The following is a 25492-nucleotide window of genomic DNA, read 5'->3' as shown; positions in this document are numbered from 1 at the left end:
GTCAGACCACTTTTCATCATGTATATTTTCAAAGGGGTCCATGAATGCAAAATTCAAAACCGACTTCAAAAATGTTTCTCGATATTGTCGGTGAACTCAGATCGATAATTAGAGAAGAAGGCATTGAAACAGGTGGAAAGCTACCTTCTGAACGCGAGCTTGCAGAGCGTCTCCAAGCAGGAAGATCGACAATCCGCGAAGCGCTGCGAAGTCTCGAACTTCTCGGCCTTATTGAAACGAGGCGCGGTGAAGGGACATTCCTTGCTGATTTCAGAAAGCATCAGCTTGTTGAAGTTCTAGCTGCTTTCATCATGCAACATCCGGATTCTGTATCAGACGTTCAAGAGACCCGCAGCATCCACGAAAAGGCGGCAATCATCACCGTATGTCAGGACACCGAGTTGAGGCGTTTGCCTGTATGGGACAGCTTACTTGCAAAAATCGATGTGGACGGTGAAATCTTGCGAGAAGACCTGGTTCGGGAGATGATCGTGGCGACGGGAAACAGACTGTCGCTAAAAATCTGGTTCTTATTAAAACAATATAGTAAGGTACCATTCGAAGAGATGACAAAATCCGATGAAAATGAAATCGTCAAAAGATTACTAAATTACTTGTCGGAGGGCGACGTAATTTCAACATTGGCAGCTTATTCAGAATGGATTGAACTAGTTGAAAGTGAAAGAGGGGAAAGAAGGAAATGAGAATAGATCTATTTAAAAAAAATAGAAAAAAACATACGACGACGATTCCTTCCGTTGACGCGAAAAACGACGTACCCGAAGGATTAATGACTAAATGTCCAGAATGTAAACATATTGTATTAACGAAAGATTTAATCAAATCATTGAAAGTTTGTCCAAAATGTGATTATCACTTAAAGATGACAGCAACAGAACGTGTGGCATGTCTGTTTGATGATGGAACCTTCGAATCGATTGACAATCATCTGAAAACTGAAAACCCGCTCAACTTCCCCGCTTATACTGAAAAAGTGGAATCGGACGCGGAAAAAACCGGTTTAAATGAAGCTGTCCTGACAGGAACCGGAAAAATCAACGGGCAGGAGGTAGCTGTTGCTATCATGGATTCCCATTTTCGGATGGGATCAATGGGATCTGTCGTCGGTGAAAAAATAACGCGGGTAATCGAGAAAGCAACTACACTCGGTATTCCCGTCATCATCTTTTCGGCTAGCGGCGGAGCCCGTATGCAGGAAGGCGTGTTATCGCTTATGCAAATGGCTAAAACAAGTGTCGCTCTAAATCGACATGCTGATGAAGGACTACTTTACATATCAGTCATGACATATCCAACGACGGGCGGTGTATCGGCAAGCTTTGCATCGGTCGGTGACATTAATCTTGCAGAACCGAAAGCACTCATAGGTTTCGCAGGCAGACGGGTAATCGAACAGACGGTAAGGGAAAAATTGCCGGATAACTTTCAGACCGCGGAATTCTTACTGGAACACGGTCAATTGGATGCAGTCGTCCACCGTGCCGATATGAAAGAAACCATATCCAAAATTGTGCGACTTCATGGAAAGGGGGCTAACTGAAATGGGCAAGACGTTGAAATTCGAGGAACCGATTGTCAAGCTGCGCGAAAAAATCGAAGGGCTTGAGGAGTTCACGGAGACCAATTCAGTAGATCTTTCGGATGAAATCGGAACGTTGAAAATTCGTTTGAAAAACTTGGAAACAGAGATTTATGAAAACATGGAGCCATGGGATCGAGTTCAGGTTGCAAGACATCCGGAGCGTCCAACGACGATGGATTATATAGATGCCCTTTTTGATGATTTCATGCAACTGCATGGGGATCGTACTTACGGCGATGATGCTGCGATTATTGGTGGTATCGCTTCATTCGAATCGATTCCGATAACGGTAATCGGTCATCAGCGTGGTAAAGACACGAAAGAGAATGTCAGGCGGAATTTCGGTATGCCTCATCCTGAAGGTTACCGGAAAGCATTGCGACTTATGAAACAGGCAGAAAAATTTGGTAGGCCAATCGTATGTTTCATTGATACGAAAGGTGCTTTTCCAGGTAAAGCTGCTGAGGAACGTGGGCAGAGCGAAGCGATTGCACGCAATCTTGTTGAGATGGCTGGTTTAACTGTCCCGGTCATTTCAATCGTCATCGGAGAAGGTGGAAGCGGCGGGGCACTGGCTTTAGGAGTAGCTAACCATATCCTAATGCTTGAGAACTCGACTTATTCCGTTATTTCTCCTGAAGGTGCTGCAACTATTCTTTGGAAAGATTCTGGTCTAGCTGAACAGGCAGCCGAGGCGATGAAAATCACAGCTCCACACCTGAAAGAAATGAAGATTATCGATGAGATTATTCCCGAAGTTCGCGGTGGGGCCCATCGTGATCCAAAAGTGCAAGCCGCCCATATTAAGGACGCAATCCGGACTTCATTACAAGAGTTAGGCTCGATGGATGGCAATGGGCTCGTTGATCATCGGTATAAAAAATTTCGGCAGATTGGTATTTTTTCCGAATAAAGAAAGGTGCGGGTGACCGCATCTTTTCGTGTTTAAAAAAGTATATACCATACTAAATAGAGGTGATTTGTATGAAGAAGATTGCCGTGTTGACAAGTGGGGGGGACGCACCGGGTATGAATGCCGCGGTCCGTGCAGTCGTTCGTAAGGCAATTTACGAAGGACTTGAAATTGCAGGTGTTTTTAATGGCTATCAAGGGTTGATTGAGGGGAAAATCGAACTTCTGGAACTGGGTTCAGTAGGTGATATTATCCAGCGCGGCGGGACAATGTTACGTTCCGCCCGCAGTGCCGAATTCCGGACCTTGGAAGGACGTAAAAAAGCCCTGAGCCAATTGCAGAAGAACGGTATCGAAGGACTTGTTGTTATTGGCGGCGATGGTTCTTTCAAAGGCGCACAAGAGTTGACAGCTCTCGGTTTACCATGTGTCTGTGTCCCAGCCACGATAGACAACGATATCAATGGCACCGAATTCACAATCGGTTTTGATACGGCACTGAATACGGTCATTGATGCAATTGACAAGATCCGGGATACAGCTACATCTCACGAACGAACATTCATCATTGAAGTTATGGGCCGTAATGCAGGTGACCTCGCGTTATGGACGGGGCTGGCTGGCGGTGCCGAAACGATTCTTATCCCAGAGCAGAAATATGAAATACCCGATATAATAGAACGGCTAAAAAGCGGTTCGGGACGCGGTAAAAAGCATAGTATCATCATTGTTGCTGAAGGTGTTATGTCGGCTCCTGAGCTTGCCGAAATTTTGAAGCGCGAAGCGAATATTGAAACGCATTCGTCCGTGCTCGGGCATATCCAGCGGGGAGGTTCCCCTTCTGCGCGTGACCGCGTCATTGCCAGCCAATATGGAGCAAAAGCTGTGGAAGTATTGAAAGAAGGCCGTGGAGGCATTGCGATTGGCATGCAAAAACATGTGGTGGTAGACTATAATCTAACGGACGTTTTCGAACAGTCGAATAGTCTAGATGTGGCAATGTATAAATTGTCCAAAGAATTATCTATTTGACTTTATTCAGCAGAAGTATTCCACTTCCAAAAGTGGTGGGATGAATGCGGACGATGTCTATAATTCATTGGGTGTAAAAAGTGCCGCCTGTATAAAGTTAAAGCCTCCGACGTGTGCCGCGAGTTTTACGGAAAAGTGTATCGAGCAAGATTAATTCGGAATTCAGGCGCAATTACGTTGGGGTGGAATGATTGGTTGTTCAAAAAACTAAAAAGAGGCGATAGGAATTGAGAAAAACAAAAATAGTGTGTACGATAGGTCCCGCAAGTGAATCACCGGAAATTCTAGAACAACTTATTGATGCTGGTATGAATGTGGCTAGGCTGAATTTTTCTCATGGTAATCATGAAGAGCATAAATCTCGTATCGAAACTATTAATAAAGTTGCCCGTGAAAAAGGGAAAGTCGTCGGTATCCTGTTAGATACCAAAGGTCCTGAAATTCGGACCCATATTATGAAGAACGGCCAAGTCGATCTTGAAGCCGGGCAAAAAATAAATATTTCCATGACGGAAGTCGAAGGGAATAATGATGTATTTTCAGTCAGTTACGATAAACTGATTGAAGATGTCGAGAAAGGTTCCGTCATTCTATTGGACGATGGTCTTATCCAATTGGAAGTGACCGGTAAGGATGAGGGGCAAGGGTTGATCCATACACTTGTCATTAATTCAGGTATGTTAAAAAACAATAAAGGTGTGAACGTTCCTGGTGTTTCGGTACAACTTCCCGGGATGACAGAAAAGGATGCGGAAGATATCTTATTCGGTATTCGGGAAGGTGTCGATTTCATTGCTGCCTCATTTGTAAGAAGGGCTTCCGATGTTATGGAAATACGTGCACTTCTTGAGGAGAACAACGGATCTCATTTGCAAATCGTTCCGAAAATCGAAAATCGGGAAGGCGTAGACAATATCGATGAGATCCTGAACGTTTCGGATGGTCTTATGGTTGCCCGAGGTGATTTGGGTGTAGAAATTCCACCTGAAGAAGTACCACTTGTCCAGAAGAATTTGATTGAAAAATGTAACCAAGCGGGTAAGCCGGTTATCACAGCTACACAAATGCTTGATTCAATGCAGCGTAATCCACGTCCTACACGTGCGGAAGCGAGTGATGTCGCAAATGCGATTTTGGACGGATCCGATGCAATCATGCTATCCGGAGAAACAGCTGCAGGGGTATATCCTGTCGAATCTGTCCAGACGATGGATAGAATTGCATGTACGACGGAAGCAGCTATCGATTATCGTTCCGTTGTTTCAACGCGCCGTCGTGAAAAACACGGTAATATGACAGAGGCGATCGGCCAAGCAGCGGCTTACACGGCCATCAACTTAAAAGTTAAGGCTGTCCTTGCACCGACGGAAAGCGGGCATACTGCTAAAATGATAGCCAAATACCGTCCCGGTTGTCCGGTTATCGCCGTTACTTCATCTGAAGCTTGTTCAAGAAAACTATCACTTGTTTGGGGCGTTTACCCGATTGTCGGGGAAAAAGTGTCATCGATCGATGAAATTCTGCAGGAATCTGTAGAAGAAAGTGTTAAACATCAATATGTCGGACATGGTGACGTTGTCATCATTACTGCTGGCGTGCCTGTCGGCAAGGCCGGTACGACGAACTTGATGAAAATCCATGTCATCGGTGATTTACTAGCGCGGGGACAAGGGATTGGCAAAGATGTAGCGTTCGGCCGTACAGTTGTGGCTAAAAATGCAACTGAAGCATTGGCTTATGATACAGAGGGCGCAATCCTTGTTACAAACGGTTCTGATCGTGACATGATGCCTGCCATCGAGAAGTGCGCCGGACTCATTACCGAGGAAGGCGGGTTGACTAGTCATGGTGCTATTGTCGGACTGAGTCTGGGCATTCCGGTTATTGTGGGGGTTAAAAATGCCACAAAAATTATCCGGCACGGCACTGAAATTACGATGGATGCTGAATCGGGCGTTATCTACAACGGACACGCCAGCGTCTTGTAAATAGGATAAGGCTGCTTCCGATATGTTCGGTTAGCAGCCTTTTTTAGGAGATGAAAACATATTATGAAATGGATTGTACTCGCATTCATCGCCATCCCGACAGCCGAACTTGCCATACTCTTCTTTTCCGGGAAGACATTGGGCCTTCTGCCGACAATAGCTATTATCCTGATAACGGGAATTGGCGGTGCCTACCTGGCGAAATGGCAAGGAATGAAAGCCTGGACTGACTTGAAAACACGCATGGCAGCCATGGAGACGCCGGGAGATGCACTTATTGATAGCGCCTGTATTCTTTTCGGGGGGATTATGTTGATCATGCCCGGTTTTATCACCGATATCACAGGTCTTCTATTGCTTTTTAATGGACCCAGGAATTTAATAAGGCCTATCATCCAGAAGTGGATTTATAATAAGATGAAAAACGGCCAGATTGTTATACGGTGAACAACGGGTGCTGTCTAATTTTCAATGCGGCAAAAAGCAAGAATGGCGTCAGTAAAATGCCAGGCAGCCCGAACAGGTAAAAAGATGAAGCAGTGATGAAAAAAGCATGGATGGGTTTCACTTGAAATGTGGATGCCCACATGTACGATTCTGCCATTTGTCGCGTAATCATAGTGAATAAATAAAGCAATATAATTGAAATTCCAAGAAACAGGTTATTCGTATACAGAAAGAAAGCGGCCATTGGCAGAAGGAATAGTCCTATTCCAAGAAATGGAAGACTGTCGGCGAGTGAAATTAGAAAAGCATTACCGACTGGTGACTCGAATCTAAGAAAGAAGAAACCGGTTGTAATGATTAAGAATGTCAGGAAAAATAAACGAGCTTCCACAGAAACAAAAGTGCCGATGAGTTTTCCTGATTCTGTAAACATTCTTTTTGCGGGTTTACGTATGCTGAGGGGGAAATAGACAAGAAACCAGTACCTGTTTTTCCCGGATTCCCTCAACGCAAAAAAGTAGGAAACGAGAAAAATGAATAGACTGAATAGCTGCTGAAACGCAGTACTGATTATCGTAACCGAGTATTCCAGCAACGCATGTCCATACTCAACGACTTTATCCTCAAGAAAAGTAAACAGTTTCCCCGGTATATCGGCATTTTGTGTAAACGGCGCTATATGATTTTCGACAGCAGGAATCGTGTCTATCAATCCGTGAATTGCAATAAAGGTGAATGCACTTATAAAAAAAAGCATGAGCGTCATGACGAGTAGGGTAGCAATTGTTAAAGGAAGCTTTGTCATTGATCGGACTGAAGATAGAATAGGTGCGGTGAAGTAGGCGATAATGACAGCGATAGCTGCAGGAGGAACCGCGAAAAGAATAATTCCTGTCAAAAGAGCAGGCAGCCATTTCATTAAAATTGATTGGAAGGCTTGGCGTTTGCTGCGACTTTCTGGCATTGCACAACTCCTCATTTATATGTTTAAAAAACAAAAACAAGCGTTTCCATTCACAAAATCGACAAAATTGATTATAATAGTCACTGTAAGCGTTTTAGGTAGATATTTATTAGCAGCAGATTGGCTGTCATTCTGCTTTTTTTTGCGGATTGAACAGCTATACTGAAAGAGGGAGCGATATATATGACATCAACCAAAGGGTTGGAGGGAGTCGTAGCGACACAGTCAGCAATCAGTTCTATTATTGATGACACACTTACATATGTCGGCTATGATATTGACGATCTTGCAGAAAACGCCAGCTTTGAAGAAGTAATTTATCTTCTTTGGCATCAGCGCCTGCCGAAAGAGACTGAGCTCGCAGAGTTGAAAAAGCAGCTTGCTGATAACATGGCTGTTCCTCAAGAAGTGCTTAACCATTTCAAAACTTACCCAATCGAGAATGTACACCCGATGGCGGCACTGCGTACTGCAGTTTCCCTTCTCGGATTATACGATGAAAAAGCGGAAGATATGTCAGATGAGGCAAATTACGAAAAAGCGATCAAGCTTCAAGCAAAAATCGCTACAATCGTTACTTCGTTCTCCCGTATCCGCAAAGGACTTGAGCCGGTCGCTCCAAAAGCGGAGCTAGGCTATGCTGAAAACTTCTTGTACATGCTTACTGGCGAAATGCCGGCAGCAATCGCAATTGAAGCGTTCGACAAAGCACTCGTACTTCATGCAGACCACGAGCTGAATGCTTCTACATTTACAGCACGCGTTTGTGTTGCAACTCTTTCTGATATGTATTCGGGCGTTACAGCTGCCATCGGTGCCCTTAAAGGACCACTTCACGGCGGAGCAAACGAACAAGTGATGAAAATGCTGATGGAAATCGGTTCAGAGGACAAAGTCGAAGCATTCATCAGAGCTAAACTGGATAACAAAGAAAAAATCATGGGCTTCGGTCACCGCGTCTACCGTAAAGGGGACCCCCGTGCGAAACACCTGCGTGAAATGTCTAAACGTTTAACAGAACTTCGCGGAGAAGAAAAGTATTACAATATGTCCAATAAAATCGAAGAAATCGTTACAGGCGAAAAGAATTTGCCGCCGAACGTCGATTTCTATTCGGCTTCCGTTTACCATTCTCTGGAAATAGATCATGATTTGTTTACACCGATTTTTGCGGTTTCCCGTATATCGGGTTGGATTGCACATATTCGTGAGCAATATGCGAACAATAGATTGATTCGCCCACGTGCGGATTATAGTGGGCCGGGCATGCAGAAATACGTTCCAATTGAGGAACGATAAGAAACGGACGATAAGGATTCTATGACATGGGTCGGCATTTCGATTGGCCGGTCCTCTGATTTTGAAATGGGGAGGAAATTATAAATGACTAACGGTGGTAAAATTACAGTAACTGATGGTGTTTTGAACGTTCCTGATCACGCAACTATTCCTTTTATTATTGGTGACGGTACAGGGCCGGATATTTGGCATTCAGCTTCTCGTGTGCTTGAAGCTGCTGTCGATAAAGCATACGATGGCAAGAAAAAACTTGTTTGGAAAGAAGTTCTTGCAGGGGAGAAAGCATTCAACGAAACCGGCGAATGGCTTCCGCAAGAAACGCTCGACACAATCGAGGAGTATTTGATCGCTATTAAAGGACCACTTACTACACCTATCGGCGGCGGTTTCCGTTCACTGAACGTTGCGCTTCGCCAAGAATTGGATCTTTACACTTGCTTGCGTCCAGTACGTTACTTTGAAGGTGTTCCATCACCCGTTAAACGTCCTGAAGACTGTGACATGGTCATTTTCCGTGAAAATACGGAAGATATCTATGCAGGTATTGAATACAAAGAAGGTACTCCTGAAGCGAAAAAGGTAATCGATTTCCTACAAAATGAAATGGGCGTTAAAAATATCCGCTTCCCGGAAACTTCCGGAATCGGGATCAAACCTATTTCTGAAGAAGGAACAAAACGTCTAGTACGCTCTGCTCTTAATTATATTATTAAAGAGGGCCGCAAATCATTGACGCTTGTCCATAAAGGGAATATTATGAAGTTTACAGAAGGCGCATTCAAAAACTGGGGCTATGAAGTTGCTGAAGAAGAATTCGGCGATAAAGTCTTCACTTGGAACCAGTACGATAAAATCAAGGATGCTGACGGCACGGATGCTGCAAACAAAGCACAAGCGGACGCTGAAGCAGCAGGCAAGATTATCGTTAAAGATGCGATTGCTGATATCTTCTTGCAACAAATCTTGACACGTCCAAAAGAGTTCGATGTTGTTGCAACAATGAACTTGAATGGTGACTACATTTCCGACGCACTTGCTGCACAAGTCGGCGGAATCGGTATTGCTCCAGGTGCAAACATCAACTACATCAGTGGACATGCAATCTTTGAAGCAACTCACGGTACGGCACCGAAATATGCAGGACTTGACAAAGTCAACCCTTCTTCACTTCTGCTTTCAGGTGTCTTGATGCTTGAACACCTAGGATGGAACGAAGCGGCGGCTATGATCACTTCTTCAATCGAAAAAACAATTGTTTCTAAAGTAGTCACTTACGACTTTGCTCGTCTAATGGACGGAGCAACAGAAGTGAAGACATCTGAATTTGCTGATGAATTGATCAAAAATCTTTAATTGAAAAACTTGAACGGAGGGGGTCCGCCCCCTCATTCATATGACTAGAAGGAGAGTTTTCCATGACAATGAAACGTAAAAAAGTCTCAGTTATCGGTTCTGGTTTCACAGGTGCAACTACAGCATTTCTTTTGGCACAAAAAGAGCTTTGCGATGTAGTGCTCGTTGATATTCCGCAAATGGAAAACCCGACAAAAGGAAAAGCGCTTGATATGCTTGAAGCTGGACCCGTCCAAGGTTTTGATGCGAACATTATAGGAACTTCAGATTACGCAGATACTAAAGACTCTGACATTGTTATCATTACAGCCGGTATTGCACGCAAACCCGGTATGACCCGTGATGATCTCGTTCAGACGAACCAAAAAGTCATGAAAATTGTAACAGGCGAAATTGTGAAACATTCTCCGAATACGACAATCATCGTATTGACAAATCCGGTCGATGCAATGACCTATACAGTATACAAAGAATCAGGATTACCGAAAGAACGCGTAATCGGACAGTCAGGTGTACTTGACACAGCACGTTTCCGTACGTTTGTAGCGCAAGAATTGAACCTGTCAGTCAAAGACGTCACAGGTTTCGTACTTGGCGGTCATGGAGACGACATGGTTCCACTAATTCGCTATTCATATGCGGGCGGTGTACCGCTTGAAACGTTGATTTCTGCTGAACGTCTTGATGAAATCGTAGACCGCACGCGTAAGGGCGGAGCTGAAATCGTCAATCTTCTTGGCAATGGTTCTGCTTACTATGCACCAGCAGCATCACTCGTTGAAATGGCTGAAGCGATTCTTAAAGACCAGAAGCGTGTACTTCCATCAATTGCATATCTTGAGGGCGAATACGGTCTTGACGGTATCTACATTGGTGTTCCGACTGTGCTTGGCGCAGGTGGTATCGAAAAGGTTATTGAGCTGGAATTGACTGAAAGTGAAAAAGCGGCAATGGCCAATTCTGCTGAATCAGTTAGGGCTGTCATGAAAGTTCTTGCTTAATATAGTCTTCATTTAATCGGGTAGCATATGCTACTCGATTTTTTTTCTGATTATTGTTAAACTTATAGTATTACATATTGAGGGGGATATAAGTTGATACTAGGGAAGAAAAGGCGTCTCGGCAGAAAAATCGTGGAGATTACTGTTGGAGAAAAATTGAAATTGACGGAGAAAATAGAGGATAAAGACCTCTTACTCTATCTCGGATTGACAAATGACAGCAATCCACTTTATATCCAGCATGATTACGCTTCACAGACAGCTTATGAAAAACCTATTGTACCAACTATCATGTTGACGGGAATCGTGACCTCCGCCGTCTCGAAATACTTACCAGGTCCGGGTTCACATATTACAAAACAGCAATTGGCATTTCCGAAAGCTGTTTATCATTATTCAACTATCAATTTCTTACTGGAAATCATTCATGTTGATAAAGAAAGAAACTCCATAGATATTTCGATTGAAGCTTGTGACGAAGAGCAAAATATTGTCATTTCGGGAACAGTGACAGTCACTCCGCCGAAAGTGGAAGAACGTCTCACATCACAGGCGATGGAAAATTTTTGACGGGAGATTGATGAACAGTGAGCTCAAATCTAAAGAAAATATTGATTGTTGATGATGAACAATCAATTCGAACATTGCTTGAGTACAATTTGAAACAAGCGCAATATGAAACAATCACTGCTGCTGACGGCGAAGAAGCAATACTTAAAACAGAAACGGAAAAGCCCGATTTGATTTTACTGGACTTAATGCTCCCCAAAATGGATGGAATTGACGTATGTAAAACATTAAGGCAGCGTGGACTTGATATTCCGATTATTATGTTGACCGCAAAAGGGGACGAGCTTGATAAAGTCCTCGGCCTTGAAATCGGTGCGGATGATTATATGACGAAGCCATTCAGTCCGCGGGAAGTTGTCGCCCGCGTAAAAGCAGTATTAAGACGCAGTGGTGAATGGGCTGGCCGTAATGATGAAAATAGAACGTTGACCAGCGGTTTATTAACGGTGCACTCAGAACAATATGAAGCTTACCTTGATAAAGAAGAGCTGGAATTCACTCCAAAGGAATTCGAATTACTAGTCTACTTCATGCAGAATAAAAACCGGGTTCTTTCTCGTGACCAGCTTTTAAGTGCTGTATGGAATTATGATTTTGCAGGGGATACACGCATCGTAGATGTTCATGTGAGCCATTTACGTGAAAAGATTGAAGAAAACACGAAAAAACCTATTTTCATCAAAACGGTTAGAGGAATTGGCTATAAATTTGAGGAGCCGAAACCGTGATGAAAGGCCTTTATTCCCGTTTAGTCATCGCTTGTGCAATTCTTCTTTCAGTTCTTTTAACTGGCCTTGGTATTGTCCTCGGTCAGTTTTTCCCTTTATTCGCCACAGAAGTCCCGTTAGACCTGCAGCGGCAATACTGGGGTTATTTAGTTGTTACTTTAATTATTGCATTTATTATCTCTCTCTTAATCGCAACACGGATGATGCTGCAATATGCCCGTCCAGTCGATGAAGTCACTAAGGTAGCAATCCAAGTCGCGCAAGGTGATTATTTTGCCAGGACACAGATGGATGACCCGGAGTATGCCACCGAACTCTCCATTGCCATAAATAAGATGGCGAGCAATCTGCAGGAAATGTCGACGCTACGTATGATGGAAAAAGAGCGCTTGAAAACTCTTATCGAAAGTATGGGTAGTGGACTGCTAATGTTTGGTCGTGAAGGATCTGTCAATCTTGTAAATGGGGTATTTGAAAAGACTTTTGGATTTTCAAAAGAGGAGATCATCGGCAAGACATTTAAGACAATCGGTTTACCTATTGAAATAGAAAATCTTATTGAAGATGTATTCATGACAGAACAAGTTCATGAAAAACAAGTTCGGCTCGATATAGCCGATAATTTATCCTATATGGGCGTTTACGGTGCACCTGTCATCGGCCATCATGGTAATTGGCTCGGTATTGTGGTTGTCATGCATGATATTACAAAACTTGTACGACTTGAAGAAGTGCGAAAAGATTTTGTCGCAAATGTTTCCCACGAACTTCGTACACCTATTACATCAATCAAAGGATTTACTGAAACGTTATTGGATGGCGCGATGAACGAGCCTGTCATAATGAAAGAATTCCTTGAAATCATCCAGAAAGAAAGCGACAGACTGCATCTGTTGATTGATGATCTGCTAGAATTATCGGCTATGGAAAGGGAGAATTTTATACTTCAGTTCGCCCAAGTTGAGCTTAGAGAAGTGATGAACGATGCATTGACAATCGTTTCTGGTCACTTAGAACGAAAAAAGATGGACATACTTCTAGATATTGACGATCAATTTAGCATTGAAGGCGATGCAGGCCGATTAATTCAAGTGATGGTGAATCTCTTATCAAATGCGATAAGCTATTCCAAAGAACAGACTAAAATAACTGTTACAGTTAAAAAACAATCGAGAGACGCTATCATAGAAGTACAAGACGAAGGAATCGGTATCGAACAAACAGAACTATCGAGACTGTTTGAAAGATTCTATCGTGTCGATCGGGCAAGAAGCCGCGACTCAGGAGGCACAGGCCTTGGTCTGGCCATCGTCAAACACTTGGTGGAAGCACACCATGGTACAGTCGAAGTCAAAAGTGAAATTGGGGTAGGAACATTAATCCGCATATGTCTTCCTTTGCAACAAGGAAATTGAGCGATCCGTTATCCGCGGTTCGTTTTTTTATTGAACGAATCCAAACTATATGAAACTTTCGGCTGAATGGAACGTATAACAGATTGATACATAAGAGAAGGGGGTTTACAAATGAGTACACGACGTACCTTGATGACAGTTGGAATGATCTTCACCGGAATTATATTACTTATCGTCGCTTTCACAACATGGTATACAGTCGACGAATCAGAACAGGCTGTCGTCATCACATTCGGAAAAGCAGATACAACAGTGACGGATTCCGGACTTCATTTCAAATTACCATGGCCTATTCAAAGGGCTGAAATTCTATCAAAAGAGACATATAGTCTGCAATTCGGATACAAGCAAGATGCCGGGGGAGAGCTAGTTTCGTTCGATAAAGAAACCAAGATGATCACGGGGGATGAATACATTGTACTTACCGATTTGGTTGTTCAATGGAAAATCACTGAACCCCAGAAGTATTTATTCAATGCGCAAAATCCGAAGGAAATCCTTCACGACGCAACTTCAGCATCTATTCGCTCCATTATCGGCAGCTCTACGATAGACGCCGCACTGACGGACGGTAAAGCGGAAATTGAAGCGCAGACACGCGAACTGCTTGCGACACTCATTGATAAGTACGATATCGGCATTGCTATTCAAGGCGTAAAGTTGCAAGATGTCGAACTTCCAAATGCCGAAGTTCGAGCCGCTTTCACAGCTGTGACGGATGCACGCGAAACGAAAAACACAAAGACGAATGAAGCTAAAAAATATGAAAATCAAAAGAAGAATGAAGCGATCGGGGAAGTTGACGCCATCAAGTCTAATGCAATCGGGCAAAAGAAGGCGCGTACCGAGCTAGCCCTCGGTGATGTCGCTCTGTTTAATGATTTACTAGTAGAATATTCGAAGAATAAAGCGATTACGCGTCAGCGGCTTGTCATTGAAACACTCGAACAAGTATTGCCGAAAGCAAAAATCTATATTATGAACGATTCAGGCGAAACGGTGAAATATCTCCCGTTGCAGCAACTGGAAAATACAATACCACCAGCTGAGCCGAAAACGGAAGGGGATGGAAACTGATGGCGAACGACAATAATCCATTTAAATCCATCGAAGAAAAGTTTCTGGAAAAACAGCGTGCAAAACAGAAAGCGCCAAAAGCAACAGGTGCACCTGTTACACCGAAAGCTCCGTTTGAAATAAAGAAATATGCGAAATTGACGTTTATCCTTACTGCGCTATTTGCATTAGCGGTCATAGTTATCGCCAATATTTTCATCGTTAAAGAAGATGAATACCGAGTCGTCCGCCAATTCGGGGAGATTAAACGCATCGTTCATGAACCGGGAATGAGCATGAAAATACCGTTCATCCAAAGTGTTACAACTCTTCCCAAAAGTTTGATGAGTTACAACGTGTCCGAAGAGGAAATTAACACAAAGGATAAGAAACGAATTATCATAGACAACTATTCGGTTTGGAGAATCACTGATCCGGGAAAAATGATTTCAAACGCGAGGAATATTGTTAATGCCGAAACGCGGTTAGGAGAGTTCATTTACTCTGTTGTCCGAACAGAACTCGGTCAGCTGAATTATGTAGATGTCGTCAATGACGAAAACTCTTCCCGGGGTAGTATGAATGACCGTGTAACGGAAAGGGTAAATGAGTTTTTAGCTGAGGGGAACTACGGGATCGAAGTAGTGGATGTCCGTATGAAGCGTATCGACTTGCCTGAGGAAAACGAACAGTCGATTTATACACGTATGATTTCCGAACGTCAATCGACTGCCCAATCCTATTTATCACAAGGGGATGCAGATAAACGCCGAATCGAAGCAGAGACAGACCGCGAAGTGCAGGAAATGTTGGCAACCGCGAAAAAAGAAGCGGCAATCATTCATGCTGAAGGCGAATCCGCGGCGGCAAAAATTTACAATGATGCGTTCTCGAAAGACCCAGAGTTTTATAACTTATACCGCACACTTCAGTCGTATAAGAAGACAATCGGCGACGACACAATGATCATTATCCCAGCCGACTCGCCGTACGCGAAGGTACTGACGGGCTATCTTGAGTAAAGAATAATGCAGGACCCTGTCTAAACGACTGTCAGTCCCGCAAGTATCGGGACTGAACGACGCGTCATTTTCAATTACTCCTGCCCTCGTGGTAAGATGAATGAAGATGACGTTTTTTGAATAGGAGTGGAATGTACGTGACGACTAAGAAAATCGTGTTACTTGACGGAAACAGTCTTGCATACCGGGCATTTTTCGCATTGCCTTTATTGACCAACGATAACGGGATTCATACTAATGCAGTATACGGCTTTACAATGATGCTGCAAAACATCTTGGAAGAAGAAAAACCTACGCATATTCTCGTCGCATGGGATGCCGGAAAAACAACATTTAGGCATAAAACATACGGAGAATACAAAGGGGGGCGTCAGAAAACCCCACCTGAATTATCCGAGCAATTCCCTTATTTACGGAAGCTTCTTGATGCCTACAATATTCCTCAATATGAACTGGATCAGTACGAGGCGGATGATATCATCGGCACGCTCAGTAAAACAGGCGATGCGGACGGTTCTGAAATCGTCGTCATTTCCGGGGACAAAGATTTAACGCAACTTGCAAGTCGCAATACTACAGTGTTCATCACTCGAAAAGGGATGACGGACATTGAGAAATACACACCTGAACATGTCATGGAGAAGTATGGTATCGAACCCCATCAAATCATTGATATGAAAGGCCTTATGGGCGATGCATCAGATAACATACCAGGCGTCCCCGGTGTCGGTGAGAAAACGGCGCTTAAATTACTGATTGAATACGGTTCTATTGAAAATGTTTATAAATCACTTGATAAGATTACTGCTAAAAAGCTGAATCAGAATTTGACGGAAAATCAAGAGCAGGCATTCATGAGTAAAGACCTTGCGACGATAGAAGTTGCTGCTCCAATCACGGTTACCCTGACTGATTTGTCATATGAGGGACCCGATATGGACGAAGTGACGAGTATTTACCGTGAATTGAAATTTAAGACGCTTCTCGATAAAATCACACCGCAAGCGGCGGAAGAGCCTAAGGAAGCTATTGAAGTGACAATCGTTTCGGAATTGGCGGACGGGGATTTATCAAACGAGATGGCAATCCACGTCGAAATGATGGATGAAAACTATTTGACTGCGGAGATTCTGGGCATCAGCCTGGCTGATGAAAAACATACACTATTTGTTCCGCTAGAAGTCGCAAAAGAATGCGATGCGTTAAAAATTTGGCTGCAAAATACGGATAAGTTGAAATACACGTCCGATTCGAAAGCGGCTTACGCGTCGCTAGCGCGGCAAGGTATAGAGACGGAAGGATTCCAATTCGATCTACTGCTTGCGACGTACATCGTCAACCCTTCGACCACTTATACTGACGTGGCCTCCATTGCAGGTGAATTCGGCTACACGGAAGTCGAGCATGATGAAGTGATTTATGGAAAAGGTGCAAAGAAATCGAAGCCGGAACAAAAAGTGATTGCGGAGCACGCGGGCCGGAAAGCGCAAGCAATTTGGAAACTGCGTTCTGAAATTGAACAGAAATTACGGGAAAACGATCAGTACGATTTATATCACGAACTGGAGTTGCCGCTAGCGGCAATCCTTGGCAAAATGGAAACGACCGGCGTTAAGACAGACCGGGAAACACTTCTTTCTATCGGAACAGAGCTTTCCGCAAAACTGGCGGAACTTGAAGCAATCATCTATGAAATTGCAGGGGAAAAGTTCAATATTAACTCGCCTAAACAACTGGGTGTCATTCTATTTGAAAAAATCGGACTTACTCCGATTAAAAAGACGAAAACCGGTTATTCAACGGCAGCTGACGTTCTTGAAAAGCTTGAATGTGAACATGAAATCATCAGCCATATTTTAAACTTCCGGCAACTCGGTAAATTGAACTCGACTTATATTGAAGGACTGTTGAAAGAAATATTTGAGGACGGGAAGATTCATACACGGTTCCAGCAAGCGCTCACTACAACAGGGCGTCTCAGTTCCATCAATCCGAACCTGCAGAATATCCCTGTACGGCTTGAAGAAGGAAGAAAAATTCGCGCCGCGTTCGTTCCATCTGAACCGGGCTGGTACCTGTTTGCCGCGGATTATTCGCAAATCGAGCTGCGAGTACTCGCGCACATGTCGCAAGATGAGAAGCTCATTGAAGCGTTTCGAGAAGGCGCGGATATTCACACAAAAACGGCAATGGATGTTTTCGGGGTGGATAGCGAGTCGGTGACCTCAGATATGCGTAGGGCGGCAAAAGCGGTAAACTTTGGAATTGTCTATGGCATAAGCGATTACGGACTTTCGCAAAGTTTGGATATCACAAGAAAAGACGCAGCAAAGTTCATTGACACCTATCTTAGCAGCTTCCCGGGTGTCAAGCAGTATATGAATGACAGCGTTGCAGAAGCGAAAATAAAAGGCTATGTGACAACACTCATGAGTCGCCGACGTTATTTGCCAGAAATAACTAGTTCGAATTTCAACTTGAGAAGTTTTGCGGAGCGGACAGCTATGAATACGCCGATTCAAGGTAGTGCAGCTGATATCATTAAAAAGGCAATGATAGAAATGGCCAAACGCCTTGAAGCTGAGGGTATGCAGACGCGCATGCTCCTGCAAGTGCATGATGAGCTGATCTTTGAAGCACCGGAAGAGGAAATCGAAAAACTAAAAGTAATCGTACCCGAAGTGATGGAATCTGCTCTGGAACTTGATGTGCCATTGAAAGTTGAATGGGCGTTTGGATTATCTTGGTATGATACGAAGTGAGGGGATACAATGCCTGAACTGCCGGAAGTGGAAGGGGTCGTCCGTGCACTTGCGCCTGTTGCGATCGGAAGGACCATCCAGGAGGTAACCGTTTCAGATACGGTCATCAAATCAAAACAACTAGGCAAAGAAGCTGTGATAAAAGGAATTACAACTGAAGATTTTATCATGGATATGGCTGGGATGACGATTAAAGACGTCACACGCAGAAGCAAATACATTTATTTTCATTTAACAAAAGACGGTAACAGCTGTCTTCTTGTCAGTCATTTAGGTATGTCAGGGGCATGGTTCACAGTTGAAAAAGTCGATGACATTCAGGAAATGAAATTTCGCAATCATGTCCACGTCGTCTTTACGCTGGAAGGCGGAGGATTGCTTGTCTATTCGGATATACGACGCTTTGGGGAATTGCGGTTTCTTGGTTGTGAAGCGGACCATCCTCCATTATTGAAAATGGCCCCCGAACCGTTCGCTGCGGGTGCGAGAAATCATTTTCTAGAAATGGCGGCTACCCCGAAATATGCTCGGAAACCAATCAAAGAAGTCATAATGGATGGGCACGTTGTATCGGGATGCGGGAATATCTATGCGACGGAAGCGCTTTATAAGATGAATATTCATCCTGGTAGGACAGCGGATCGAATTAGTAAGAAACGCAAAACCGAATTGTTCGATGTTATCGTAGACATTCTTCAAGAGAGTATCGATGCCGGTGGAAGTTCCATTTCCGATTATCGAAATATTAACGGGGAAGCTGGAACAATGCAGGATCGGCTTAAAATGTATGGCCGAAAACATTGCCCTGCCTGCGGTGCCGACACGAACAGTATGAAAATTGCGGGCAGGACATCTGTTTATTGTCCGACATGCCAAAAATGAATGTTGAAAGGCGGGGATTGCAATGATTATCGGATTAACGGGAAGTATTGCCAGCGGAAAAAGCACCGTTTCCGCCATGCTGAAAAAAAAAGGATTTCCAATTGTGGATGCGGACGAAATTGCCCGACTCGTCGTTGAACCAGGAAGTCCGGTGCTGTCGGAAATCAGCCGCATATTTGGACAAGACATTTTACATGAGGATGGATCGCTCAACCGTGAAAAACTGGGCGAGCGCATATTTGGAAATGCAGAAGAACGGAAGAAATTGAATGGCATCATCCATCCAGCTATCCGCAAAGAAATGGTTCGGCAAAAAGAGGATTGGATTTCTAAAGGGGCAAACACAGTCATCTTGGACATCCCTCTTTTATTTGAAAGTAAGCTGCAATCTTTCGTTGATAAAATCATTGTCGTATCCGTTACACCTGAAATCCAAAAACAACGTCTTATGACGCGGAATGTGTTATCGGAAGAAGAGGCGGAAGCCCGGATCCGTTCCCAGCTTTCAATGGCGGAAAAAGAACAAGGTGCCGACGCTGTTCTTCAGAACAACGAGAGTGTAGAACAGACGGGGGAACAGTTGGAAGAAATACTTTTAGATTGGAATGCACGGCCGTGACTTTATTCTGAAGAGTTGGAAAATGTAATAAATAACATAAACCCTTTGTTCTTGATTAATATATGTTATACTAATGAGCGAATAAACATAAAAAGTATAACATACATACAGGAGGATCTTTAAATGACTACTTCTATTGCTATTAACGGGTTCGGACGAATTGGACGGATGGTTTTCCGCCAAATGATTAGGGAAGAAGATATTACAATTGTTGCGATAAACGCAACTTATCCATCAGAAACGCTTGCCCATCTGATAAAGTATGATACGAATCATGGCACATTTGACGGTGATGTAATTGCAGAGGAAAACGCGATTGTCGTCAATGGTAAACGGGTTCAAATCGTTTCAGACCGTGATCCGCTTAACCTCCCTTGGAAAGAGCTTGGCATTGATATTGTTATCGAGGCGACAGGTAAATTCAATTCGCGGGACAAAGCTGCACTTCACCTTGAAGCGGGAGCGAAAAAGGTTATCATATCCGCACCTGGTAAAGATGAAGATATTACAATTGTTCTTGGCGTTAATGATGACAAATTGGATATCGAGAAGCACGACGTGATTTCGAACGCCAGCTGTACGACAAACTGTCTTGCGCCGGTTGCTAAAGTATTGAATGATACATTCGGAATTAACAATGGCTTAATGACAACAATCCACGCTTATACGAATGACCAAAAAAACCTGGATAATCCCCATAAGGACCTTCGCCGTGCACGTGCATGCGCACAGTCCATCATCCCGACGTCTACTGGGGCTGCAAAAGCATTGGCACTTGTACTTCCAGAATTGGAAGGGAAAGTTCACGGAATGTCACTTCGTGTTCCAACACCAAATGTATCACTTGTCGATCTTGTTGTAGATTTGAACCAAGACGTTACAGTGGAAATGGTGAATAATGCATTCAGGCAGGCTTCAGAAGGATCAATGGCAGGCATTCTTCGTTTCACGACAGAACCGCTTGTTTCCATTGATTTCAATACGACGACTGACTCGGCGATTATCGATGGGCTGTCAACGATCGTTATGGCTGACCGGAAAGTGAAAGTGCTTGCATGGTATGATAACGAGTGGGGTTATTCCGCGCGCGTCGTTGATTTGACGAAGAAAGTTGCATTCGCTTTAAAATCACTAGAGCTGGCTTAACAGTAAATAGAAAACGTCCCGAAGGTCGAAGTACAATGACTTGCGGGGCGCTTTTTTAATTGGACGATGTTTCTTTCCCCTCAATTTCGATTTTTCCAGTCATGTTCTGTTATAATTAAGTTATTATCTAAGAAAAATCGGAGGAAATACTTATGAAATGTCCAGCTTGCCAGTACAATGGCACCCGGGTCGTCGATTCCAGACCTGCCGAGGAAAATAAATCTATCCGGCGTCGCAGGGAATGTGAACAATGCGCGTTCCGATTCACGACATTTGAAAAAGTTGAGGAAACACCTCTGGTTGTCGTGAAAAAGGATGGATCACGTGAAGAGTTCAGCGGAGAAAAAGTGCTTAGAGGCCTAATCCGGGCTTGTGAGAAACGTCCCGTTCAACTTGAAAACCTTAAAAATATCGTGACATCGATTGAAAAAGAATTGAGAAGTGCAGGTGTAGTGGAGATTAATTCCGATGATGTTGGGGAAATGGTTATGGAACAGCTTACAGAGGTCGATGAAGTCGCATACGTCAGATTTGCCTCAGTCTATCGCCAATACAAAGACATCACGGTTTTCATAGAAGAATTGCAAGACTTACAGAAACGTACGAAAAAGTAAAGTATTCCATTGAGATAGGAAGTAGAGTTCTAATGGCACCCCTTTTTAAAGAATTGCAACCAGTTGATGCATACAAAATCAGATTATCACAGTCGTTCTCGGATTATGACCGTCAACTCCTCACTTTATTTTATCAGCCGTTGATTGGTCCAAGTGCGATGAGTCTGTTTATGACTCTTTGGGCTGACGCAGAGAGGGAGGATGAACGCGAATATAACCATTACCATCTCATGAACATCTTGACAATGCCGCTTGGACCTGTTTTCGAGGCAAGGATTTCACTTGAAGCAATTGGATTGCTGCGGACTTACGGGAGAAAAGATGGAGATGCGAGATTGTTCATTTACGAATTGCTTCCCCCCCTCGATGCCCGGGCATTTTTCCAGGATCCATTGTTGTCGACATTCCTCTTCAGTAAAATTGGAGAGCAAGCATATCGTAATTTACGTTCCCGCTTTGCAATCGATCGCAGCAAAGACGATGGGTTTGAAGACGTTTCGCGAACCTTTTTGGATGTATACACACCAGTTCAGCAAGGATATAACATGAATATGAGGGAGGACCAGGAATTTATCGGCCGGAACGAGCCTGAGGGTGTCCCGTTCGTGCAGCCGGATTTTGATTTCGCTCTTCTTCGTTCCGGTTTATCGGAACAGATGGTTCCCCAAGCCGCGTTATCCTCTGTTTCAAAAGAAACAATTTCTAAACTCGCATTCCTTTATTCGTTGACTCCGCTTGATATGCAAAAAGTTATCATGATGGCACTTGATGAAGATCTCAAGTTGCCTGAAGACAGATTACGGAAATCAGCTGCAGAATTTTATAAGATGAATGTTTCCAAAGATGCTCCCGCTCTGCATAAAGTGTATGCCGCAGAGGCTCCGAAACCGGCTAGTCAAACAATGACCCGTGATGAAGAATTGGAACATTACCTTGAAAATACGGCACCACTTGAAATGCTACGTGACTTTATGGGGAAAGAGCCGTTATCGGTAGATGTGAAGCTAGCTGAAAAGCTGGTCAATACACATGGATTGTCCGTCGGCGTCGTCAATGTCCTCCTGCAATACGTTCTTTATCGTAATGACGGGAAAATAACGAACAGTTTCGCGGAACGGATTGCTTCCCATTGGATGGGCAAAAAGGTGGAAACAGTTAAAGCTGCAATGGAATTGTCCAGGAATGAGCACGATCAGTATGTGAAGTGGAAAAATGAAGGACAGGTATCCAGGGCGAAGCGAAAACCTACCCGAGAAGAAAAAGTACCGGAATGGTTTTATAAAAAGGAAGAAAAGCAAACGAAAACAGTAAAAACAGGTAAGCCTGCTTCAAATTCAGCTATTGATGAAGAACGTCGTAAGTTGCTGAAAGAATTAGGCGTAACAGAAGATGGGACGGTGAAGTGAAATGGAACGAATTGGCGATACGCTGAAGCGTGTTGTGAAAGCTCCGGCATTTGCTGCAAGGTATGAAGAATTGCGGGGAGAAGTGATGGAAAGTCCGGGGGTACAGCAATTTTTGACCGATCATTCCGACGTGATTGACAGCGAGGTTGTCGAAAGAAGCCTAGGGAAGTTGTATGAATATGCCTCGGCTTCCCATGGGTGTGGAAAGTGTCCGGACCTTTCGGGATGTGTGAATATCATGAATGGATTTGAACCCAAATTGGTATTGGCGCGCGGTCTGATTGATGTAGAGTATACGAAATGTCCAAATAGGCTCACTGATGAAGATCAACGTAATATTACTAAAATGATCGACAGTATGTATATGCCAAAAGACGTAATGGAGGCAAAATTACACGATATAGATATGTTTTTTGATGACAGCAGGGTGAAGGCAGTACGGGCTGCAAAAGATTTTCTGAACTTTTTCGATGAAACCGGTAAACTTCCAGATCGAGGCCTATACATTTATGGTCCCTTTGGCATTGGTAAATCTTTTGTGCTCGGAGCATTGGCGAACGAACTGGCCAATCGTCGGGTGCGTACTGTCGCGGTGTACGTACCAGAGTTTTTGAGGGAGATGAAACAGTCAATTCAAGATCAGACGCTCAATGAAAAAATCGAATTCGTGAAGAATGCGCAAGTGCTTATGCTGGATGATATAGGTGCAGAAACGATGTCTGCGTGGACGCGGGATGAAGTGCTTGGAACGATTTTGCAATTCCGTATGGCGGAAAAATTGCCTACTTTTTTCACATCTAATTTCAACTACACTGAACTTGAAGATCACTTGACATATTCGCAACGCGGTGAAAAAGAAGCAGTAAAAGCGGCCCGAATCATGGAAAGAATACGAATGATCAGTAGCCCTGTGCGGCTTCAAGGTGAGAATCGGCGAGATAGATAAATGAAAAACTGGCACATGAATATACTCATGTGCCAGTTTTTTTATCACTTATTTGTTATTTCGGTCGTTACGGTTTGTGCGTTGTTCTTTTTGTCTTTGGTTATCATTGTTTTGATCTCTCAGCTTATCGACATCGAATGCAGCTCCAAACTCTTCACGCATATCGTTTGGATTATCGTTTCTGTTGCGGTTGCGGTCTTGGTTTGGATTTCTGTCTTTGTTGTTTGGCAAGATTAATCACCTCCATGACCATATCATGTGCTCAAGAGCGGTTTTCAATTCTTGGTAATTATTGTTACGGGGCGTGTTATTTTCGTTAATCATTCCGTCAAAGATAAAAAATCCGGAGTTCTCGTGAGCTTTTACTCGAAAAATTTTATAGCTTAAGGCTCCACGCTATTTTCAAGCCTGATTTTTTCGAAGCGATTGGTCTGAATGGTCTCACCCTTTCCAATTTCAATATCGAAAGGGCGAATGTCCTCAATTATCATTTTTAAGGGGCAAACTATGATTTTCAATACGTTTTTCGCTCATTAAGTCACTTACAGTCCCCAATTGGTACCCTTTCCTTTTAATATCAATTATCATCGTTTCCAGCCCCTCTGAAACAGGTTTAGTGGGGTGCATGAGTACCATCGAACCATTGCTTACCCCCGCAAGAACGCGCTTAACCATTTCAGAAGTTGCGGGCTTTCTCCAATCGACTGTATCTACCGTCCATAGAATGGTTTTCATGCCTAGCTCATCGGCAACGTGGATCGTTTCTTGATTAAAACTTCCGCTTGGCGGAGCAAACCATATCGGTTTGGTACCCAAAGTCGCTTCAATTACATCATTCGTTTTTTTCAGTTCATCCATTGTATCGGCCCGGGAGCGTTTGTTAAGGTCGGGGTGGCTATAAGCATGGTTTCCGATTTCGTGACCTTCGAAATTGATGCTCATGGCTAGATCGGGGTTATTTTTAACCCAACTTCCGTCAAAAAAGAATGTTGCCTTTACTTGAGAATCCTTTAATGTTTTAAGGATACCCGGAATATATTCATTACCCCAGGCAACGTTTATCAACAATGCCACCATAGGTTTTTCCGGGTTTCCCCGAAAAATTGGGGAAGGCTTTAAATCGTTTAGATGGATTTTGGGCGGTACTTCTTTAAAAATCATTTCGGTCGTATCTATATCACTGCCTTTTTTCATTTTTTTATAACTGGCTTCAATATCTACGGCCAGCCCATTATACCCGGGTATCGCCTTCCATACTCTGTCTATTTTTGCATCGGTCGGTTCGATTTTATGCTTGTCATTATAAGCTGAAATTCTTTTATAAAGGTCATCATTAGTTGTTTCTGAGAAAGTAGTAACGGAACCTTCGACGTCTGATTTTGAAGAAGTGTCTAGAAGTGTATTTGTGAAAATTTTTGGGACTGAAAATAAGACAATGGCAATGATAATGATATGAACGATTCTTTTTATCATCATTCTTTTCCTCCATCCAATAACATGATAATAATAGCCTTCCCTTTCACGATTGAGCTATTCTTTTATCGTATTATTAATAAGACAAGCACAAAGAAATAAGCGCATAGGGATAGGCAATTTAATTAAATGCCTGACATAGCTTATTAAGCAGTTACTTATATGAGGGAAATCTTACGATGGACTTCATTATCAGGGTAAAGCGATGAGATTGCGTAATGAAATATCACTAGTTTTAAATACCTTCAACCAAA

General features: G+C 43.4%; 24 protein-coding genes. 21 read left to right on the top strand and 3 right to left on the bottom strand.

Translation table 11 applies throughout. The annotated features are described in order from the left end of the window. Positions 1-44: 44 nt before the first annotated feature. The 6 genes from HDC33_RS09625 to HDC33_RS09600 all read left to right on the top strand — a co-directional run bounded on the left by HDC33_RS09625 (position 45) and on the right by HDC33_RS09600 (position 5982). Positions 45-704 carry a FadR/GntR family transcriptional regulator gene (locus tag HDC33_RS09625; RefSeq protein WP_179392227.1) on the top strand — a complete coding sequence of 220 codons (660 nt, stop codon included), beginning with the start codon at positions 45-47 and terminating at the stop codon, positions 702-704. After that, on the top strand, positions 701-1561 hold the full coding sequence (gene accD, locus HDC33_RS09620) for an acetyl-CoA carboxylase, carboxyltransferase subunit beta (RefSeq protein ID WP_179392226.1): 861 nt from the start codon (positions 701-703) through the stop codon (positions 1559-1561). The genes HDC33_RS09625 and accD overlap by 4 nt, the downstream gene beginning before the upstream one ends. A gap of 1 nt (position 1562) precedes the next feature. Then, entirely contained in the window at positions 1563-2516 is a 954-nt protein-coding gene (locus tag HDC33_RS09615; RefSeq protein ID WP_179392225.1) for an acetyl-CoA carboxylase carboxyltransferase subunit alpha, read from the top strand. Positions 2517-2587: 71 nt separating this feature from the next. Beyond that, the gene (gene pfkA / locus HDC33_RS09610; protein ID WP_179392224.1) at positions 2588-3547 is read left to right on the top strand and encodes a 6-phosphofructokinase; all 960 of its coding nucleotides are present in this window, start codon (positions 2588-2590) and stop codon (positions 3545-3547) included. Between the two features lie 227 nt (positions 3548-3774). Then, complete coding sequence (gene pyk, locus HDC33_RS09605) at positions 3775-5535, top strand: pyruvate kinase (protein WP_179392223.1); 1761 nt, start codon at positions 3775-3777, stop codon at positions 5533-5535. A 63-nt stretch (positions 5536-5598) separates the two neighbouring features. Then, positions 5599-5982, top strand: a complete 384-nt coding sequence (locus tag HDC33_RS09600; RefSeq protein WP_179392222.1) for an FxsA family protein — start codon at positions 5599-5601, stop codon at positions 5980-5982. Here HDC33_RS09600 and HDC33_RS09595 read toward each other — a convergent pair. Further along, on the bottom strand, positions 5972-6946 hold the full coding sequence (locus HDC33_RS09595; protein WP_179392221.1) for an AI-2E family transporter: 975 nt from the start codon (positions 6944-6946) through the stop codon (positions 5972-5974). The genes HDC33_RS09600 and HDC33_RS09595 overlap by 11 nt on opposite strands. 183 nt (positions 6947-7129) lie before the next feature. On the opposite strand from HDC33_RS09595, the gene citZ reads away from it, so the two are divergent. From citZ to dnaI, 15 genes are all read left to right on the top strand, one after another. Continuing rightward, positions 7130-8245 (top strand): citrate synthase, encoded by a 1116-nt coding sequence (gene citZ, locus HDC33_RS09590; protein ID WP_179392220.1) that lies wholly within the window; start codon positions 7130-7132, stop codon positions 8243-8245. Between the two features lie 84 nt (positions 8246-8329). Then, positions 8330-9598, top strand: a complete 1269-nt coding sequence (gene icd / locus HDC33_RS09585) for an NADP-dependent isocitrate dehydrogenase (protein WP_179392219.1) — start codon at positions 8330-8332, stop codon at positions 9596-9598. 62 nt (positions 9599-9660) lie between these two features. Continuing rightward, positions 9661-10599, top strand: coding sequence for a malate dehydrogenase (mdh, locus tag HDC33_RS09580; RefSeq protein ID WP_179392218.1), 939 nt, complete (start codon positions 9661-9663; stop codon positions 10597-10599). Positions 10600-10692: 93 nt separating this feature from the next. Next, the gene (locus tag HDC33_RS09575) at positions 10693-11169 is read left to right on the top strand and encodes a MaoC/PaaZ C-terminal domain-containing protein (RefSeq protein WP_179392217.1); all 477 of its coding nucleotides are present in this window, start codon (positions 10693-10695) and stop codon (positions 11167-11169) included. A gap of 17 nt (positions 11170-11186) precedes the next feature. Then, complete coding sequence (locus HDC33_RS09570; protein WP_179392216.1) at positions 11187-11897, top strand: response regulator transcription factor; 711 nt, start codon at positions 11187-11189, stop codon at positions 11895-11897. Continuing rightward, positions 11897-13312, top strand: coding sequence for a two-component system histidine kinase PnpS (pnpS, locus tag HDC33_RS09565; protein ID WP_179392706.1), 1416 nt, complete (start codon positions 11897-11899; stop codon positions 13310-13312). Before HDC33_RS09570 ends, pnpS begins: the two co-directional genes overlap by 1 nt. Before the next feature lie 111 nt (positions 13313-13423). Continuing rightward, on the top strand, positions 13424-14389 hold the full coding sequence (gene hflK / locus HDC33_RS09560) for an FtsH protease activity modulator HflK (RefSeq protein WP_179392215.1): 966 nt from the start codon (positions 13424-13426) through the stop codon (positions 14387-14389). Then, a complete protein-coding gene (hflC, locus tag HDC33_RS09555) occupies positions 14389-15390 on the top strand; it encodes a protease modulator HflC (protein ID WP_179392214.1) in 1002 nt (333 codons plus the stop codon). The genes hflK and hflC overlap by 1 nt, the downstream gene beginning before the upstream one ends. A gap of 137 nt (positions 15391-15527) precedes the next feature. Continuing rightward, positions 15528-18152, top strand: coding sequence for a DNA polymerase I (polA, locus tag HDC33_RS09550; RefSeq protein WP_179392213.1), 2625 nt, complete (start codon positions 15528-15530; stop codon positions 18150-18152). A gap of 9 nt (positions 18153-18161) precedes the next feature. Beyond that, the gene (mutM, locus tag HDC33_RS09545) at positions 18162-19034 is read left to right on the top strand and encodes a bifunctional DNA-formamidopyrimidine glycosylase/DNA-(apurinic or apyrimidinic site) lyase (RefSeq protein WP_179392212.1); all 873 of its coding nucleotides are present in this window, start codon (positions 18162-18164) and stop codon (positions 19032-19034) included. Positions 19035-19056: 22 nt separating this feature from the next. Further along, complete coding sequence (gene coaE, locus HDC33_RS09540) at positions 19057-19653, top strand: dephospho-CoA kinase (protein ID WP_218843188.1); 597 nt, start codon at positions 19057-19059, stop codon at positions 19651-19653. Positions 19654-19776: 123 nt separating this feature from the next. After that, positions 19777-20799 carry a glyceraldehyde-3-phosphate dehydrogenase gene (locus tag HDC33_RS09535; RefSeq protein ID WP_179392211.1) on the top strand — a complete coding sequence of 341 codons (1023 nt, stop codon included), beginning with the start codon at positions 19777-19779 and terminating at the stop codon, positions 20797-20799. Between the two features lie 152 nt (positions 20800-20951). Continuing rightward, complete coding sequence (gene nrdR, locus HDC33_RS09530; protein ID WP_179392210.1) at positions 20952-21413, top strand: transcriptional regulator NrdR; 462 nt, start codon at positions 20952-20954, stop codon at positions 21411-21413. Between the two features lie 32 nt (positions 21414-21445). After that, a complete protein-coding gene (locus HDC33_RS09525) occupies positions 21446-22819 on the top strand; it encodes a replication initiation and membrane attachment family protein (protein WP_179392209.1) in 1374 nt (457 codons plus the stop codon). Position 22820: 1 nt separating this feature from the next. Beyond that, positions 22821-23765, top strand: a complete 945-nt coding sequence (dnaI, locus tag HDC33_RS09520; RefSeq protein ID WP_179392208.1) for a primosomal protein DnaI — start codon at positions 22821-22823, stop codon at positions 23763-23765. Positions 23766-23813: 48 nt separating this feature from the next. Here the strand turns inward: dnaI and HDC33_RS09515 are convergent, their stop codons facing one another. Beyond that, positions 23814-23996 (bottom strand): hypothetical protein, encoded by a 183-nt coding sequence (locus HDC33_RS09515; RefSeq protein WP_179392207.1) that lies wholly within the window; start codon positions 23994-23996, stop codon positions 23814-23816. Between the two features lie 249 nt (positions 23997-24245). Beyond that, positions 24246-25241, bottom strand: coding sequence for a polysaccharide deacetylase family protein (locus HDC33_RS09510; protein WP_255457327.1), 996 nt, complete (start codon positions 25239-25241; stop codon positions 24246-24248). Positions 25242-25492: the final 251 nt, after the last annotated feature.

It is taken from the genome of Sporosarcina sp. JAI121, from assembly GCF_013408665.1.
Taxonomy (GTDB): Bacteria; Bacillota; Bacilli; order Bacillales_A; family Planococcaceae; genus Sporosarcina.
Note: the sequence above shows the minus strand (reverse complement) of the source record. Positions and strands in the feature narration are given on the sequence as shown.